Annotated in this window: 14 protein-coding genes and 1 riboswitch; all 14 genes read left to right on the top strand. The window is 46.0% G+C overall.

Features of this window, described 5'->3' with window-relative positions; translation table 11 throughout:
• The first annotated feature begins 122 nt into the window (after nt 1-122).
• A riboswitch (Lysine riboswitch) is annotated at nt 123-295 on the top strand.
• 152 nt (nt 296-447) lie between these two features.
• The 14 genes from dapA to DWX76_RS10250 all read left to right on the top strand — a co-directional run bounded on the left by dapA (nt 448) and on the right by DWX76_RS10250 (nt 15,947).
• On the top strand, nt 448-1,341 hold the full coding sequence (gene dapA, locus DWX76_RS10320; RefSeq protein WP_107001534.1) for a 4-hydroxy-tetrahydrodipicolinate synthase: 894 nt from the start codon (nt 448-450) through the stop codon (nt 1,339-1,341).
• Nucleotides 1,342-1,389: 48 nt separating this feature from the next.
• A complete protein-coding gene (dapB, locus tag DWX76_RS10315; protein WP_107001533.1) occupies nt 1,390-2,145 on the top strand; it encodes a 4-hydroxy-tetrahydrodipicolinate reductase in 756 nt (251 codons plus the stop codon).
• A gap of 336 nt (nt 2,146-2,481) precedes the next feature.
• Nucleotides 2,482-3,240 carry a hypothetical protein gene (locus DWX76_RS10310; protein ID WP_182429771.1) on the top strand — a complete coding sequence of 253 codons (759 nt, stop codon included), beginning with the start codon at nt 2,482-2,484 and terminating at the stop codon, nt 3,238-3,240.
• A 238-nt stretch (nt 3,241-3,478) separates the two neighbouring features.
• Complete coding sequence (locus DWX76_RS10305) at nt 3,479-4,276, top strand: hypothetical protein (RefSeq protein ID WP_118570612.1); 798 nt, start codon at nt 3,479-3,481, stop codon at nt 4,274-4,276.
• Nucleotides 4,273-5,085 (top strand): phospholipid carrier-dependent glycosyltransferase, encoded by an 813-nt coding sequence (locus DWX76_RS10300; RefSeq protein WP_207664894.1) that lies wholly within the window; start codon nt 4,273-4,275, stop codon nt 5,083-5,085. The genes DWX76_RS10305 and DWX76_RS10300 overlap by 4 nt, the downstream gene beginning before the upstream one ends.
• A gap of 2 nt (nt 5,086-5,087) precedes the next feature.
• Nucleotides 5,088-5,939 (top strand): hypothetical protein, encoded by an 852-nt coding sequence (locus DWX76_RS10295; protein ID WP_118570610.1) that lies wholly within the window; start codon nt 5,088-5,090, stop codon nt 5,937-5,939.
• A complete protein-coding gene (locus tag DWX76_RS10290; protein ID WP_147353133.1) occupies nt 5,912-6,295 on the top strand; it encodes a hypothetical protein in 384 nt (127 codons plus the stop codon). The genes DWX76_RS10295 and DWX76_RS10290 overlap by 28 nt, the downstream gene beginning before the upstream one ends.
• Nucleotides 6,296-6,415: 120 nt before the next feature.
• Nucleotides 6,416-6,850, top strand: coding sequence for a hypothetical protein (locus DWX76_RS10285; protein WP_118472488.1), 435 nt, complete (start codon nt 6,416-6,418; stop codon nt 6,848-6,850).
• A 278-nt stretch (nt 6,851-7,128) separates the two neighbouring features.
• Nucleotides 7,129-8,559: an adenylosuccinate lyase gene (gene purB, locus DWX76_RS10280; RefSeq protein ID WP_107001528.1), complete on the top strand. Its 1,431-nt coding sequence runs from the start codon at nt 7,129-7,131 to the stop codon at nt 8,557-8,559.
• Nucleotides 8,552-9,469 (top strand): LysR family transcriptional regulator, encoded by a 918-nt coding sequence (locus DWX76_RS10275; protein WP_118481727.1) that lies wholly within the window; start codon nt 8,552-8,554, stop codon nt 9,467-9,469. Before purB ends, DWX76_RS10275 begins: the two co-directional genes overlap by 8 nt.
• 210 nt (nt 9,470-9,679) lie before the next feature.
• Nucleotides 9,680-10,960 carry an adenylosuccinate synthase gene (locus DWX76_RS10270; protein ID WP_118522437.1) on the top strand — a complete coding sequence of 427 codons (1,281 nt, stop codon included), beginning with the start codon at nt 9,680-9,682 and terminating at the stop codon, nt 10,958-10,960.
• Nucleotides 10,961-11,356: 396 nt separating this feature from the next.
• Complete coding sequence (locus DWX76_RS10260) at nt 11,357-12,631, top strand: PD-(D/E)XK nuclease family protein (protein ID WP_118570609.1); 1,275 nt, start codon at nt 11,357-11,359, stop codon at nt 12,629-12,631.
• A gap of 124 nt (nt 12,632-12,755) precedes the next feature.
• Nucleotides 12,756-13,130 (top strand): MmcQ/YjbR family DNA-binding protein, encoded by a 375-nt coding sequence (locus DWX76_RS10255; protein WP_118570608.1) that lies wholly within the window; start codon nt 12,756-12,758, stop codon nt 13,128-13,130.
• Nucleotides 13,131-13,382: 252 nt separating this feature from the next.
• Nucleotides 13,383-15,947, top strand: coding sequence for a DEAD/DEAH box helicase family protein (locus DWX76_RS10250; RefSeq protein WP_412694048.1), 2,565 nt, complete (start codon nt 13,383-13,385; stop codon nt 15,945-15,947).
• Nucleotides 15,948-16,093 lie beyond the last annotated feature (146 nt).

The following is a 16,093-nucleotide window of genomic DNA, read 5'->3' as shown; positions in this document are numbered from 1 at the left end:
GGAATTTGCCGTATTTGAATGCGAAGCCACGGCAAATTCCGTTACTGGGCACGTATGCGTGAACAGTAACATCATGCGTGCATGAACGGTTGACAAGTATTCAAAGTAATGCTAAGATAGAAAAAACAAGTAGAGGTTGCGTTGATTATCAGTAAGCGGTCGGATGCGGCAGGTGCAGGAGAAGACAGCTGAAAGGATGATACGCCGAAGGGCTGCGGCGCCTGTATCTGCAGTTCCTGGGTGCAGGATGAAGAATTCTGTAACTGTCATCGACAGATGGGGAGCTACTGGGAGTTTGGATTTGAATTCATAGAGCTGGCCATTGTGCCAGCTTTTTGTACGCTCAGGACCGACAGGCTGCAAACAAACATTCGTTTGAAGCGGGGACAGAAACGGACTCTGGAATAGAAACTCAGCCATCGTGCAAAAGAATAAGGAGGAAACAAAATGTCTATTTTTGAAGGAGCAGGCGTAGCGCTGGTAACGCCATTTCATGAGGATGGAAGCGTAAATTATGAGAAACTGGAGCAGATCGTAGAAGAACAGATCGCTGGCGGTACAGACTGTATTATCGCCTGCGGTACGACCGGCGAGGCGGCTACATTAAGCCATGAGGAGCACATCGAGGTGATCCGTTTCGTATGCCAGGTCGTAAATAAGAGAATCCCGGTTGTAGCAGGAACTGGTTCCAACTGCACAGAGACAGCGGTATATCTGTCTACCGAAGCGAAAAAGGCAGGCGCAGACGGACTTCTGCTCGTATCCCCGTATTACAATAAATCAACCCAGAAGGGTTTAAAGGTTCATTTCTCAGAGGTCGCAAAGGCAGTTGATCTTCCGATCCTTCTGTACAATGTACCGAGCCGTACCGGCGTCAATATCACCCCGGAGACGATCGTGGCACTGTGCAAGGAATATGAGAACATCGTCGGTGTCAAAGAAGCAAGCGGCAATTTCTCCGCGATCGCACAGATTGCAAGCCTGTCAGGCGGAACAGTAGATATTTACTCCGGCAACGACGACCAGACGGTTCCGATGATGGCACTGGGCGCAAAGGGCGTTATCTCCGTATTATCCAACGTGGCACCGCGTCAGGTACATGATATGTGCGCGGCATTCAAGGCTGGCGATGTAGCGAAGGCAAGACAGATGCAGATAGATGCAATTCCACTGATTGAGGCGCTGTTCTGCGAGGTAAACCCGATTCCGGTTAAGGAAGCGATGAACATGATGGGCGAGGAAGTGGGTCCGTTCCGTAAACCGTTAGTGGATATGGAACCGGCAAACCGCGATCGTCTGAGAAGAGAACTGGTAAATTACGGAATCAGCCTGAAAGAGTGATAAGAACCGTTAAAATTAGGATGAGATAGGGAAATGAGGTTTTAACAGATGGTACGAGCAATTATGCATGGCTGCAACGGCGCCATGGGACAGGTTATTTCCGGAATTGCAGCGAAGGACGAGGAGATCTCTATCGTTGCGGGTATTGATATGAGAACCGAGCAGAAAAATGATTATCCGGTTTTTGCGTCTCTGAACGAATGCAAGGTAGAAGCGGATGTTGTGATTGATTTTTCCAATGCAGCAGCTGTCGATGAACTTCTCGACTGGTGTGCAGAGAAGAAAATGCCGGTTGTTCTGTGTACGACAGGACTTTCCGAGGTACAGCTGGCAAAGGTAGAAGAGACGGCAGAGAAGACAGCTGTTCTTCGCTCTGCAAATATGTCTCTTGGTATCAATATGCTCTTAAAGCTTCTGAAAGAAGCAGCGCAGATTCTGGCTCCGGCTGGATTTGATATTGAGATTCTGGAGAAACACCACAATCAGAAGGTGGATGCTCCGAGCGGTACGGCGATTGCGCTGGCAGATTCGATCAACGAGGCGATGGGCAATACATACCATTACAAATACGATCGTTCCGCTACACGTGAGAAACGTGATGCGAAGGAGATTGGTATTCAGGCGATCCGCGGCGGCACAATCGTAGGCGAACACGATGTCATTTTCGCTGGTCAGGATGAGGTGATTACCTTTAATCATACAGCTTATTCCAAGGCGATTTTCGCAAAGGGTGCGGTACAGGCAGCCAAATTCCTGGCAGGAAAGCCGGAAGGACGGTATGATATGGCGGATGTGATCGGCTAAGAGATTTTATACAGATGTGAAAATGAAACCCCGGCTGTGAGTAAGTTTATCCACTCACAGCCGGGGTTTTCATTTCTGGAACCTTTCCTGCCCTTGTGTTTGTGGATGAAGGCTTCTGAAAATCAATTTGTCAAGGTTAGTGTATCATTTTTTTACATCTTGTGTAAAAAAATGACATCTTGTGCAGTGTGAATTGTAGAAAAATAAAACAAATGATAAGATGAATACAACAAGAAAAGCTTGAAACCGTGAAAAAGAAGAAAAACTCCAGAATTAAAAATAAAAAATACATGAAAGACAGCTTTTCGATTAATAAAAATACGAGGAGGTATGAGGATGAGAAAACGCAAATGGATGAAGGTGGGTGCCTGCGCACTCAGTGCCGTTTTGATCATGGGCTTGTATGCCGGACCGGCTTTTGCCGAATGGATAGGTACAGGAAGTGCAAGAGCCTACATCCTAAACGGACAGGTGCAGACAGGCTGGCAGCAGATCGATGGAAAATGGTATTACCTGAAAGAACAGGGAGCACCGCAGATCGGCTGGGTAAAAGACGGGGACAAACAGTATTTCTGTACGGCGTCGGGAGAAATGGTCAGCGGTGTCGTATGGATCAATGGAAAAACCTATTATTTTGGCACACCGGACAGTGGAGAGATGGCAACGGGCGTTGTCAGTATCAACGGAATTCCTTATACGTTTGAAAACGATGGCACATCGTTCGGCGGCCGCAAGCCGAGACCAGCGAGAAGCTTTGAAGTAAAAGTGGCAGAAGACGGAACGATGACCATCTTAGAGACGACCAATGCCGATACACCGAAGCTGAATTCCAGAACATCCAAAGAACGCAGACATTCTGGAGGCGGTGGAAGTGAAACGCCGAGTGTGGTACCGAGTGATGCACCGGCGACGAAAGAACCGACCGAAAACCCGACGTCGACCGTGAAACCGACCCAGCCGGAAGAGACGGAAGGGATACAACAACGGAGCCGCCGCAGCCAACAACGGAGCCGTCGCAGCCAACAACGGAGCCGTCGCAGCCAACAACGCAGCCAACAGATCCGTGATCAATCTGAAACTAAGAGTACGAAGTGAAAATAATCGGCCAAGTTCAGATTTGGGGCGATTACAATCATCTATAATTTAACCTTGTTTTTGCTCTCCTGCATATAGGATGATGGAAACAGATTCATATACTCTCGAGCTCTTTCCTGCGTATGTGCAGGGAGGAACCCGGGAGTATATAAGTTAGAGCGATGAGAAAGAAACGGCGTGCCTGAGGGGAGTGCCACCGAAATGGAGCGCTTAAAAAGTCGTTAAAGGAGGTGCCAGAATGAAATCAGCTTACTGTATCGCCATTACGGCGTGCCTGACTGTCATCTGGCTGTATGAGGAAAAGAAAAAGCGGGGGATGGCGGGAAGGCTTTGCTGGAAAGCAGCGGCCGGGTATCTGATTACGCGCTTTGTATTCTTTGCCATTTCTAATCAGGAGGTTCATGGCTTCCTGGAAGTCATGGCAATGGATCTGGTGACAGCCGGACTTTTATATATTTTGTCCGGGAAAAACGGAAGCCGGGAATCAGTGTGGGAATGCTTGTATCTTTATATCTGGAATCCGATCCCGGTATTATCTGTTCTTTCACAGGGAAAAAAGCGGATGCTTTTTATCTGGCTGGCGGTATTGATTCTTTTCATGGGCAGTTCGTGGATAGAGCACTTCAGAGCGCGCCTTGGAATAGAAAGATTCAAAAAAATTGGAATTCTTCTCACGGTTGCGGGAACTGGCATACTCTGGGCGCGGGATATCACCGGAGAGCGTTTCGGACAGTGCAGTCCGGGAGATGAATTTTATCCGCTGATGCTGATGTTTTTTGCGGTACTGGGTGTGGGAACCTGTGTATATGGAATTGCTTCTTATGTTGGAATAATACATGAAAAATGTCAGATTCCTGAATCGAGAGTCGAGCTGGATGAAGCAAAAGCGGCACGTTGCGCATCAAAACGAATGACGGGGAGTGAAAAAACAGATGCCGGGAAGAGCTTGGGAATAAAATCCTGTGAAAAGAACACAGAGTCGGAAAAGACCGGCGCGCCTGGTCCGGCCGTGACTGGTGTATGGCAGCAGGATTGACAGTTCTTTTTGTTGTGATGGCATTTGTGAATCTTGGAAGCATGAAGGCGCCGCAGACTGCGTATGAATTTGAAAAAAATGATAGCCACGGAAATGAGATGGTGCTTCGGTTTGATGGAAGTGTGACTATCTCAGAAGCGCAGGTTTATCTGGGTGGAAAGGAGAAGAGACATTTTGTATGCTCGGTTCCGAATGCCGAGGGAGATGGCTGGGATGCCATCGGGGAAGAGACAGAATTGTTATCCGTATACTGCTGGAATCCAGTGGAAATTCATTACCGCACTTACGAACTAGGGATCGTGTCGATGGATGAGAGTGCAGAGGTTCTGGAAATCGTTCTTCTGGATCCGGATGGAAATCCGATCCTTCCATCCAATGCAGATGATTATCCAGAGGCATTTGATGAGCAGGAATTGTTTCCGGCGGATACAACCTATGAATACCAAAGTATGTTTGATGAGGTTTACCATGCCAGAACGGCAAATGAGATAGTAGAAGGGCGTACAATTTATGAGACAACGCACCCACCGCTTGGAAAATGGTGGATGAGTCTGGGAATCCGCGTATTTGGAATGACGCCGTTTGGATGGCGGTGTGTATGCGCTCTGTTTGGCATCCTGATGGTGCCGGTCAGCTATGCGTTTATGCGGAAAATCAGCCGGAGTACATGGATTGCCTCATTTGCAGCACTGTTGATAGTCTTTGATTTCATGCACTTTACATTGTCAAGAATCGGAACCATTGATGTGATAGTGGGATTTTTTATCCTGCTTACCTTTTATCTGATGTATCTGGTGTGGATGACCTGAAAATGGGATGCAGCTGGAAAACGGTGTGTCTGATGATTTTAAATGGCATGGCAGCTGGAGCGGCGATGGCATCGAAGTGGACAGGGGTATATGCCTGCGCGGGGATTGCAGTCCTCTTTTTTACATTTTTGTTCCAGGAATATGGGACAGCTGCGGCACGGACCAGAAAGGGAATGTCTGGACAGGCGGCGATAAGTTACCTGGCGGGGCTGTCTGTCATCTGTATCGTTGCATACATTTTGATTCCGGCAGTGATTTACGTTGCATCCTATCTTTCTTATGGAAATGGTATGGGAAATGGAAATGTTTTCCAGACTATGTGGGAAAATCAGCAGCTTATGCTTCATTACCATGAGAAAACGGTGTTTGAACATCCATATGCCTCTGAATGGTATGAGTGGGCCTGGATTAAACGACCGCTTCTGGATGCATACACGTCGCTTAAGTCTGGTAAAATCAGTGTGGTTTCAACTTTTGGAAACCCGGTAATCTGGTGGTCGGCAATTCCGGCGCTATTTTATACTATATACCTGTGGCAGATTCGACAGGATAAAATAGCGGGATATCTGTGCATTTCCTATGCTTCTATGCTGTTTCCGTGGTTATTTATCCACAGAACCGTGTTTATCTATCAGTATTTTGCGTGCAGTATGATACAGATTTTAATGCTGGGAAATTGTCTGCATTTTTTCTGGGAAAGAGATCCGAAACGAACCAGGAAAGCAGCGCTGCTGTATCTTGCAGCAGTGATCGGCGCGTTCCTTCTTTTCTATCCGGTGCTGTCTGGATATCCGGTAAAACAGGAATTTGCCGAGCAGTGGCTGGAATGGCTGGAAGGTTGGGTGTTGTCATGAAAGAAAAAAAGAGAGACTGGGCGATCAGCGCTGGCTTTCTGGGGGTGCTTTTGACGGCTTATGTGATAAATTATAGATTTGGTTTTCTGGAAATTCTTGATTTTCATATCGAGAAAGTAAAGAAAGCATACCCAGCTTATTTTGGCACCTATGACCGGATGGGTGAATTGACTGCATGGTTGAATAAAATCGAAAATCTGTTGTGTATCGGACGGAATGGACAGCATCGCTACAATAACATGGATCATTCGATGATGACAGCATTTTGTGCAGTGGATCTCCTTCTGGCGGGAAGTGCGGATAAGGAGCATATCTGGAGTGTGAATACAGAAAAAGCGTATCATGAGAAAAAATAAACTGCCTAAAAACCACAACTTTCAGTTCGGAAAAGCCCTGCCTGTGAGCCGCATCATCTTTACAGATTTTTTTCTATTTGTTATAGTAAAAATGGAGAGGCACCTGCGGGAGGAATGCAGATGTCAGAGAAACATAGAAATGCACAAAAATCAATGCCGCAAAGCAGAAAGCTGTTTAAATATCAAAAACGGAAGATTCGCCGCTATCTGAAACGCGTCCGCTGGCGGAGGAAGCGGAGGCAGAGGTATTTTCTGTATGGACTTGCACTGGCTGTATCCATGTACCTGGCGAGTATATGGAAGATGCGGGAACGGATCTGGTCGATCCGAGAGATGGATGTGATCGAGTATGAACTGCCGGAGGGGGAAAGAGCAGAGAATGGGGCGGAGGAAGCGCCTGCAGACTGGCAGGAGAAGAGAACAGTTGAACGGGAAAATGCCGGGGAAACATACGGAGCGACAGAAAAAACGGGAACTTCCACGAAAATCCGTCTGCATCTGAAGACCGGAGAGCTGGAAATCCTGCACGAACGGGTGGAATCAGAAGGAGAGTGACTGTTTGCGGCAGGAAAAACGTTTGGCCGGGCATGAATGATGAATGGAAGAGCAGGAACGGTTACTGTGGCAAATTCCGTTATTGGGAATGTATGCGTGAACAGTAACCAAGAACGAAAGAGCTGCAGCCGGAACAGCGAAAAGTGATTGATTTTGAAAAGTGCCTGTATTATAATTTGCAGGTAGGATATTGAGAAAAAGTGTCGGTGACGCCTTCAAATGGCTGCGAAAGAGACTATTTTCCATACCCTGAAAAAAGAAAGCGAGGTAAATTAGCCATGTACGACAGATATGTAAGCCCTCTTTCCGAGCGCTATGCAAGCAAGGAGATGCAGTATATTTTCTCTCCGGACAAGAAGTTCCGCACCTGGAGAAGACTTTGGATTGCGCTGGCAGAGACGGAGAAGGAGCTTGGCCTTCCGATTACGCAGGAGCAGATCGATGAATTGAAAGCACATAAGGATGAAATCAATTTTGATGTTGCTAAAGAGCGTGAGAAACTGGTGCGCCACGATGTTATGTCTCATGTGTATGCGTACGGCGTACAGTGCCCGACAGCAAAAGGAATCATCCATCTGGGTGCAACTTCCTGCTACGTAGGAGACAACACCGATATCATCATTATGACAGAAGCCCTGAAGCTGGTACGTAAGAAACTGATCAGTGTTCTGGATGAGCTGGCTAAATTTGCTGATAAATATAAAGCACAGCCGACCCTGGCATTTACCCATTTCCAGCCGGCACAGCCGACCACCGTCGGCAAGCGTGCAACTCTGTGGATGATGGAGCTCAAGCAGGATCTGGATGATCTGGATTATGTGCTTGGATCCTTACGTCTCCTTGGCTCCAAGGGAACAACCGGTACACAGGCAAGCTTCCTGGAGCTCTTTGATGGGGATCATGCAAAGTGCCGCAAGGTAGATCAGATGATCGCGGAGAAGATGGGTTTTGATGGCTGCTATCCGGTATCCGGACAGACCTATTCTCGTAAGCAGGATACACGTGTATTAAATGTTCTTGCCGGTATTGCACAGAGTGCCCATAAATTCTCCAACGATATCCGTCTTCTTCAGCATCTGAAAGAAGTAGAAGAGCCTTTCGAGAAGAATCAGATCGGTTCCTCCGCTATGGCATATAAGAGAAATCCTATGAGAAGCGAGCGTATGGCTTCCCTGGCTAACTACGTGATGGCAGACGTGATGAACCCGATGCTGGTTGCATCTACCCAGTGGTTTGAGCGTACATTGGATGATTCTGCGAACAAGCGTCTGAGTGTTCCGGAAGGCTTCCTTGCAATTGATGGTATTCTGGATCTGTACCTGAATGTCGTTGACGGTCTGGTTGTATATCCGAAGGTTATCGAGAAACACATGATGGCAGAGCTTCCGTTCATGGCAACCGAGAATATCATGATGGATGCAGTAAAGGCAGGCGGTGACCGTCAGGAACTGCATGAGAAGATCCGTACTCTGTCGATGGAAGCTGGAAAGAATGTGAAAGAGAAAGGTCTGGATAACAACCTTCTCGAGCTGATTGCAGCGGATCCGGCGTTTAATCTGTCCTTAGATGACCTGAAAGCAGCGATGAAACCGGAGCGCTACACCGGCCGTGCAAAAGAGCAGGTAGATGAGTTCTTGGCAGAGGTAATCCAGCCGATTCTGGATGCAAATAAAGAAGATCTGGGCGTGAAAGCAGAGATTAATGTCTAAACAGGATTTACATGGAAGTGTGAATCTGGAGTATTACCGGGTATTTTGCAGCGTGTGCGAATGCGGCGGCATCACGGCGGCCGCAGAGGCACTCTGCATTTCCCAGCCGGCGGTCAGCCAGGCGGTCCGACAACTGGAGACCGCGCTTGGCTGCCGCCTTTTTTTGCGGACATCGCGCGGCGTGAAGCTGACGAGCGAGGGAGAATTGCTTCTGTCGTATGTCAGACGGGGAATTGATGCGATACAGGACGGGGAGACGATGTTGCGGCGCATGAAGGACCTGGAAACGGGCGAGATCCGCATTGGCGCGAGCGATATGACACTCCAGTTTTATCTGCTTCCATATCTGGAACAATTTCATGAGCAGTATCCGAATATCAAGGTGACGGTTTCAAACGGTCCGACGCCCGAGACCCTTGAAGCACTCTATCAGGGACACATTGATTTCGGTATTGTCAGCACACCTTTTGAGACCAAGCAGGCGGTAAAGAGTTTTCCGGTTCAGGAGATCCGCAATGTGTTTATAGCCGGACCCAAATACGCAGCCCAGTTAAAGGGCAGAAAACTTTCATATAAAGAGCTGTTGAACTGCCCCTGCATCTTCCTGGAGCGCAATACCAGTACGCGCCGCTTTATGGATGAGTTTCTGGCAAAGCGCGGGGTTCGGCTGGAGCCGGAGTTTGAACTGGCCACCAGTGAGATGATTGTCCAGTTTGTTAAGCGGAATCTGGGAATCGGCTGTCTTATGTCGGATTTTGCATCGGAGGCTCTTGGAAATGGGGATGTTTTTGCGTTGGAATTTGACGAAGAGATGCCATCCCGTGAGTTTTGTCTGGTGGCAGCTGAGAAAGCCTGGATGTCCCCAGCGGCTGCGAAGCTTTTTAAGCAGCTGGCGAAGGTAACCACATGAGAAAAATAGGAGCTGCAAAGTAGCGGTTTTTCAAATCACATTGCCTGGCATATGTGTGAGCATCAATAGTATAAGAGTTAATTATGTAGCTTATAAATAATATTGATTTTACTTATATAGAAAAGTTGTGTATGATTATACAGTAAGAGGGCATGATCGTTTTTCGATCATGCCGAAAAGTATTTATATTCTTCTGAGGGAGGAAAATTCATGGTACGAGCAATAGTAGGAGCTAACTGGGGAGACGAAGGCAAGGGTAAGATTACCGATATGCTTGCTAAGGAATCCGACATCATTATCCGTTTTCAGGGAGGAAGCAACGCAGGTCATACGATTATCAATAATTATGGCCGTTTCGCACTTCACCTTCTGCCGTCCGGTGTATTTTACGGACACACAACCAGCATCATCGGCAATGGTGTGGCATTAAACATCCCGTTTCTGGTAAAAGAGCTGGAAAGCCTGGTATCTCAGGGTGTTCCGATGCCACATATTCTGGTATCGGATCGCGCACAGATCCTGATGCCGTACCATGTTCTGTTTGATACGTATGAGGAAGAGCGTCTGGGCGGCAAGTCCTTCGGTTCTACCAAGTCCGGTATCGCGCCGTTCTACTCTGACAAATACGCGAAGATCGGTTTCCAGGTCAGCGAACTGTTCGAGGACGAGGCAGCTCTGAAAGATAAAGTACAGCGTGTCTGCGAGACAAAGAATGTCCTGTTAGAGCATCTGTACCACAAACCGCTGCTGAACCCGGATGAGGTTCTGGCAGAGCTGATGGAATACAAGAAGATGGTAGAGCCGTATGTATGCGATGTATCTGCATATCTGCATGACGCGATCAAAGATGGTAAAAACATCCTTCTTGAGGGTCAGTTAGGTTCCCTGAAAGACCCGGATCACGGTATTTACCCGATGGTTACTTCTTCTTCGACTCTGGCAGCTTACGGCGCTATCGGCGCAGGTATCCCGCCGTACGAGATCAAAGAGATCACAACCGTTGTAAAGGCATACTCCAGTGCAGTCGGCGCAGGTGCATTTGTCAGCGAGATCTTCGGTGATGAGGCAGATGAGCTTCGTCGTCGTGGCGGTGATAAGGGTGAGTTCGGCGCAACCACCGGACGTCCGAGACGTGTGGGCTGGTTCGACGCAGTAGCAAGCCGTTACGGCTGCCGCATCCAGGGTTCAACCGAAGTGGCTCTGACCGTTCTGGATGTTCTGGGATATCTGGACGAGATCCCGATCTGCGTTGGCTACGAGATCGACGGCGAAGTTGTCAAAGACTTCCCGGTAACCTACAAGCTGGAGAAAGCAAAACCGGTTCTGAAGACACTTCCGGGCTGGAAATGTGATATCCGCGGAATCAAGAAATACGAAGATCTCCCGGCAGAGTGCCGCAACTACATCGAGACGATCGAGGCAGAGCTTGGCGTACCGGTAACCATGGTATCCAATGGTCCGGGACGTGATGAGATCATTATGAGAAAGTAACTTTATAGAATCAATTTCAGCGGCGGTCCTGCATGATGAGTGCAGACCGCCGCTATTTTTGTGTAATAGGAAATTCCTTGGAATTCTCTATTACACAAAAAGGCACATTCTTTTTAAAGTTTATTCTGAAATCAGCCAGTCAATTAAATTCTTAGATTTATGCCATCACAGGAAGAGTCCATTCCGGGATTCAGGGAAAGGACGATTTTTTCGTAATTGTCATTGATTTTTTGAAGAGGGAATAATTCAGGATAAGGTATGATTTGGTGTGAAGAAAATTGGAGGGATGCCTTGGATAGAGTCTGTGAGAACCGTTTTTTTTATGGTATGATAGATAAAAAGAAATCGTTTTATAAATGAAAAATGAGACAAACGGGAATCGCCAGAGAATGAAAAATGGAAACATATAGAGATTTACTATCGCAAATTCATACAAACTGTAAAAACATACCATTTCATAAGAAATTATCAGCCTACAACATTTTTGATGTATTAGAGATACAGAGCCGTGAAGTGATCATGTGCCGTTTTTTGACCGCTCTGCTGAATCCAGAGGGAATGCATGGCTGCGGAATCCGGTTTCTGAAATCGTTTATCCGAGATGTGTTGAAAATGGATCCGGTAAGCGATACATTGCTATTGCATACGGAGGTAGTCAAAGAGTACCCGATTAATAAAGAGAGAAGAATTGATATTTTCATACGGAATGCGGAGTATCAGATTCCGATCGAGGTAAAAATCTATGCGGGGGAACAGGAAGGACAGTGTTCGGATTACTTTGAGAAGGCACAAAATTCCCGATTGATATATCTAACCCGTTTTGGAACGCCGCCATCTGAGTACAGCCGGAAGAAGAAAGGCGGAGGAAATTTATTACCATTAGAGCAAATCCAGTGTATTTCATGGGCAGAAGATATCTATCGGTGGCTGGAAGGTGAATTGCAAAATTTAAAAGAGCCATTTCGGGCAGTCATGGAGCAATATTTGGATGCGGTACATAGCATAGCGGATGAAAGAGAGAAGAAAGTGGCAGATAAAGTGATGGAGGCATTGTACGAATCGCCGGAAAAATTTCTTGCCGGAATTGAGATTGAAAAATCAATGAAAAAGGCAAAGGTGCGGCTGATTCGCCAGGTGTTTGAAGAATTTCAGCAGCAGATGCAGCCAATTTTAGAAAAATATGGTTTGAAATTAGAAAAGAATAGTGGATATTATTCCTATCAGGATTCACAGCATGATAAATTTTATGATTGTTACAGCACCTATCCTGGATTGAATTATGTCGTAAAAAAGGCAAAATTTCAAAAAGCAGGTCTGGAACTCTGGTTTCGGATTGAGGTAGAGCACAATTTGTTTGCGGGATTCTGCCTGTTTGATAAAGAAGCCAGCTCCAAGGATGGCTTTTCGAAAGGCTATCAGGTAGATGATATAACCGACGGGCTTAAGCAGGAGGCATCCAGATATCTCAAAAAGGAAATAATTCTGCCGGAGGACTGGTGGTTTGCCTGGTGTTATCCGAACGGAAAACGCCACTGCGAAGAGGCAGAAGTGCCGGATTTTAAGCAGATGAATCCGTGTGCGGTTTCACTTGTGGATGAAACGGCGCGGAGGGAGTATGTGAAGCGGGCGTTGGCGGTGTTCGAGAGAGAGCTTTTGGGGTGGCTTTTGTAAAAGGATAAATTGTCTCTGAAACAGAATATCACACTACACTATAAAAGCATATTTACACAAACACAAACATTGTAAATAACAAATATATTCTACCTTTAAACCGAAAGCGAGGCGTTTCACCAAAATGACAAGAGAAGAATTATTTCAATGGGTAAAACAGGGATATGGCACGGAAGCGGAATATCCGTGGAAGGATTCGAACGCAGTGCTGCGTCGGGCAGATAATGATAAATGGTATGGCGTGGTTTTGAGTGTTGCAGGGAGTAAGCTGGGGTTGGAGGATGATAATATCATAGATGTTATAAATCTAAAGAGTGATCCGATGCTGATAGGTTCTTTGCGGGGGCAGAAAGGATATTTTCCGGCATACCATATGAACAAGGAGAAGTGGATCAGTGTTTTGCTGGGGGATGCGGGGCTGGATGAGCCGATTAAAAATTTACTTGCGTTAAGCTATGAGCTGACAGCGCCAAAGAAAAAGAAGAATACTTCCAAATAGGGGGGATCTTATGTCAAACTTTGAATTTTTAAAGAATACAAAAGAATATGCATTATTTGTGCCAGCGGTGGTGGAAGCGGAACGGGTATATGCATCCGCCCCTGCAATGTGCGCGGTAGGATGCAGAAAGGCATTGGAATTGGCGGTAAAATGGGTCTATTCTGCGGATAATACGATGCAAATGCCGTACAAGGACAATTTGCAGTCCCTGATTCATGAGCCGAGTTTCCGTTTCTCGGTTGATTATAATACATGGGGGAAGTTGCCGTTTATTGTGATTATGTCCTGTTTGGAAAGGATGGCAGCCCTCTGGCGGTGGTGGAAGCGAAGCGCACCAGCAAGGATCCGAATGTTGGTCGGAAACAGGTTATGCTGTATGCGGATTGTTTAGAGCGGAAGTTTGGCCGCAGACCGATGATGTTTACGACGAATGGATTTGAAACGTATTTCTGGGATGACAAGACTTCTCCACAGCGTCCGGTCAGTGGCATTTTCAGTAAAGATGATTTGCAGAAGATGATGAACCGACGTTCGGAACATAAGGATTTAATGCAGATTCCGATTGATGATAAAATCACGGATCGTTATTATCAAAAAGAAGCGATCCGGGCGGTGTGCGAACAGATACAGCGCGGTTATCGGAAACATTTGCTTGTGATGGCAACCGGAACTGGTAAAACAAGAACGGCTTCCAGCTTGACGGATGTTTTGAGTCGTGGAAAATATGTGACGAATGTGCTTTTTTTGGCGGATCGGACTGCCTTGGTAAAACAGGCAAAGGATGATTTTAAGAATTATCTGCCGGATATGTCACTTTGCAATCTGTGTACCAATAAAGATGATCGGAATGCACGTATCGTATTTTCAACCTATCCGACGATGTTAAATGCGATTGATGATACGAAAAATAAGGATGGCATCCGCTTGTTTACACCGGCACATTTTGATTTGATTATTATTGACGAAAGCCACCGCAGTATTTTTAAGAAATACCGGGCGATTTTCGAGTATTTTGATGCAATCATGGTTGGTCTGACGTCTACGCCGAAAACGGATGTGGATCGGAATACGTATGATTTCTTTGAAATGGAACATGGTGTGCCGACGTATGCATACGATTATGAGACGGCTGTTTATCAGGATCATGTGCTGGTTCCATATTATAATTATGAGGTAAAGACGAAGTTTCTGGATGAAGGAATTACGTATGATGATTTATTCGATAAGGATAAGGAACGGTATGAGGACGATTTTGTGGAGGATGGTCAGATGCCAGAATTTATTCCTTCTGCGGCGATGAATAAGTTTATCTTTAATGAAGTGACGGTAGATATGGTGCTTCAGGATCTGATGGAACGTGGTATTCATGTGGCTGGCGGCGATCGGATTGGAAAGACAATCATCTTTGCACAGAATAAAAAGCATGCGGAGTTTATTCTGGAACGCTTCAACAAGCTATATCCCAATATTTATCCGGAAAAGAAGGGGATATTTGCACAGAGGGTAATTTGTGATGATGCATACGCCCAGACTGTAATTGATGACTTCAAGGTTGAAAATAAGCCTCCTTTTATTGCGGTATCGGTGGATATGATGGATACGGGGATTGATGTGCCGCAATGTGTAAATCTTGTATTTTTTAAGAAGGTACGTTCTAAGGCAAAATTCTGGCAGATGATTGGACGCGGCACTCGTTTGTGCAAGGGACTTACCTGCATGGATCCGATAGACGGGGAGTATACAGATAAAAGACGTTTCCTGATTTTTGATTATTGTGGGAATTTTGAATATTTTCGTGAACATATAGAAGGTTTTGTGTCGAAGGAGACGAAATCCTTAAGTGAAAATATTTTTGGAAAACAAATCCGGCTCATTTCTCTGCCGCAGGAAGCTTGCTATGCGGAAGGTACTTATGAAGAGTGGCGGAAGGAACTGATATCGGGATGCCATAATCAGCTTGTGGAGTTGGATCCGAAGCTGATTTCTGTAAAGCTTAAATTACAATATGTGGAGAAATTTAAACAAGAGACGGATTTTGACGTGATCAGTGAAGGGGATAAGGGAGAACTTTTACAGCATATTGCGCCGCTGGTGCATTTGAATGATGAAGATGAGCTGGCTAAACGGTTTGACAATTTTATGTATGGTCTGATGCTGGCTTCTATGGAACAGATGCCGTCTTTTAAGAGAGCGAAAAAGGTGCTTTGTGAGATTGCTGGTTTGCTGTCGCGCAAGATCAGTATTCCTCAGGTAAAAGAAAAACTTGATTTTATACAAGAAATTCAGACGGATGAATTTTGGAAGGTAAATGATGTTCTTCAATTTGAACGCGTCCGGCAGAAATTGCGGGAACTGATGAGGTTTTTGGATCAAGATCAGGGGGGCAGGACGATCACGACTCATTTGACAGATTCCATTATCGATCAGCAGGAGGGTGTCCAGTTAGATGCGGCATATGATTTTGAGGATTATCGGGAAAAGGTTAATCGATATATCGGGGAACATGGAAACACACTGGCGATTCATAAATTAACGCACAATATTAAGCTGACACAGGGAGATTATCAGGAGTTAGAGCGGATTCTCACGACGGAACTTGGCGGTAAGGAAGACTACCAGAGGGAGTTTGGAGATACACCATTTGGTCTGATGGTACACAAAATTGCCAAACTGGATCATGAGGCGGCGATGCAGGCATTTTCAGAGTTTATTAACGATCAGTCATTGAAAAACGGCACACCGCATTCTCGTTACTTTAGCCTGCAAATAAAAAGTCAAGACTTAATGGGGAAAAAATATAAAATTTTACATGGTTAAAATTAGGCACTAAAATAAGACCACCACAAGCAGTGCTGGTCTGCAAATAAAAGTTTTGAATTAGCTTGACTCAGAAAGAATACAGAGATATTCCTTCACTCGTCCATAATAAATTCTGAGAAATTTATTAGCGCCTGCAGTCATGT

It is taken from the genome of Clostridium sp. AF21-20LB (genome assembly GCF_003478795.1).
In the GTDB taxonomy this organism is placed as follows: Bacteria; Bacillota; Clostridia; order Lachnospirales; family Lachnospiraceae; genus Otoolea; species Otoolea fessa.
This window is presented reverse-complemented; position numbering and strand designations above follow the sequence as displayed.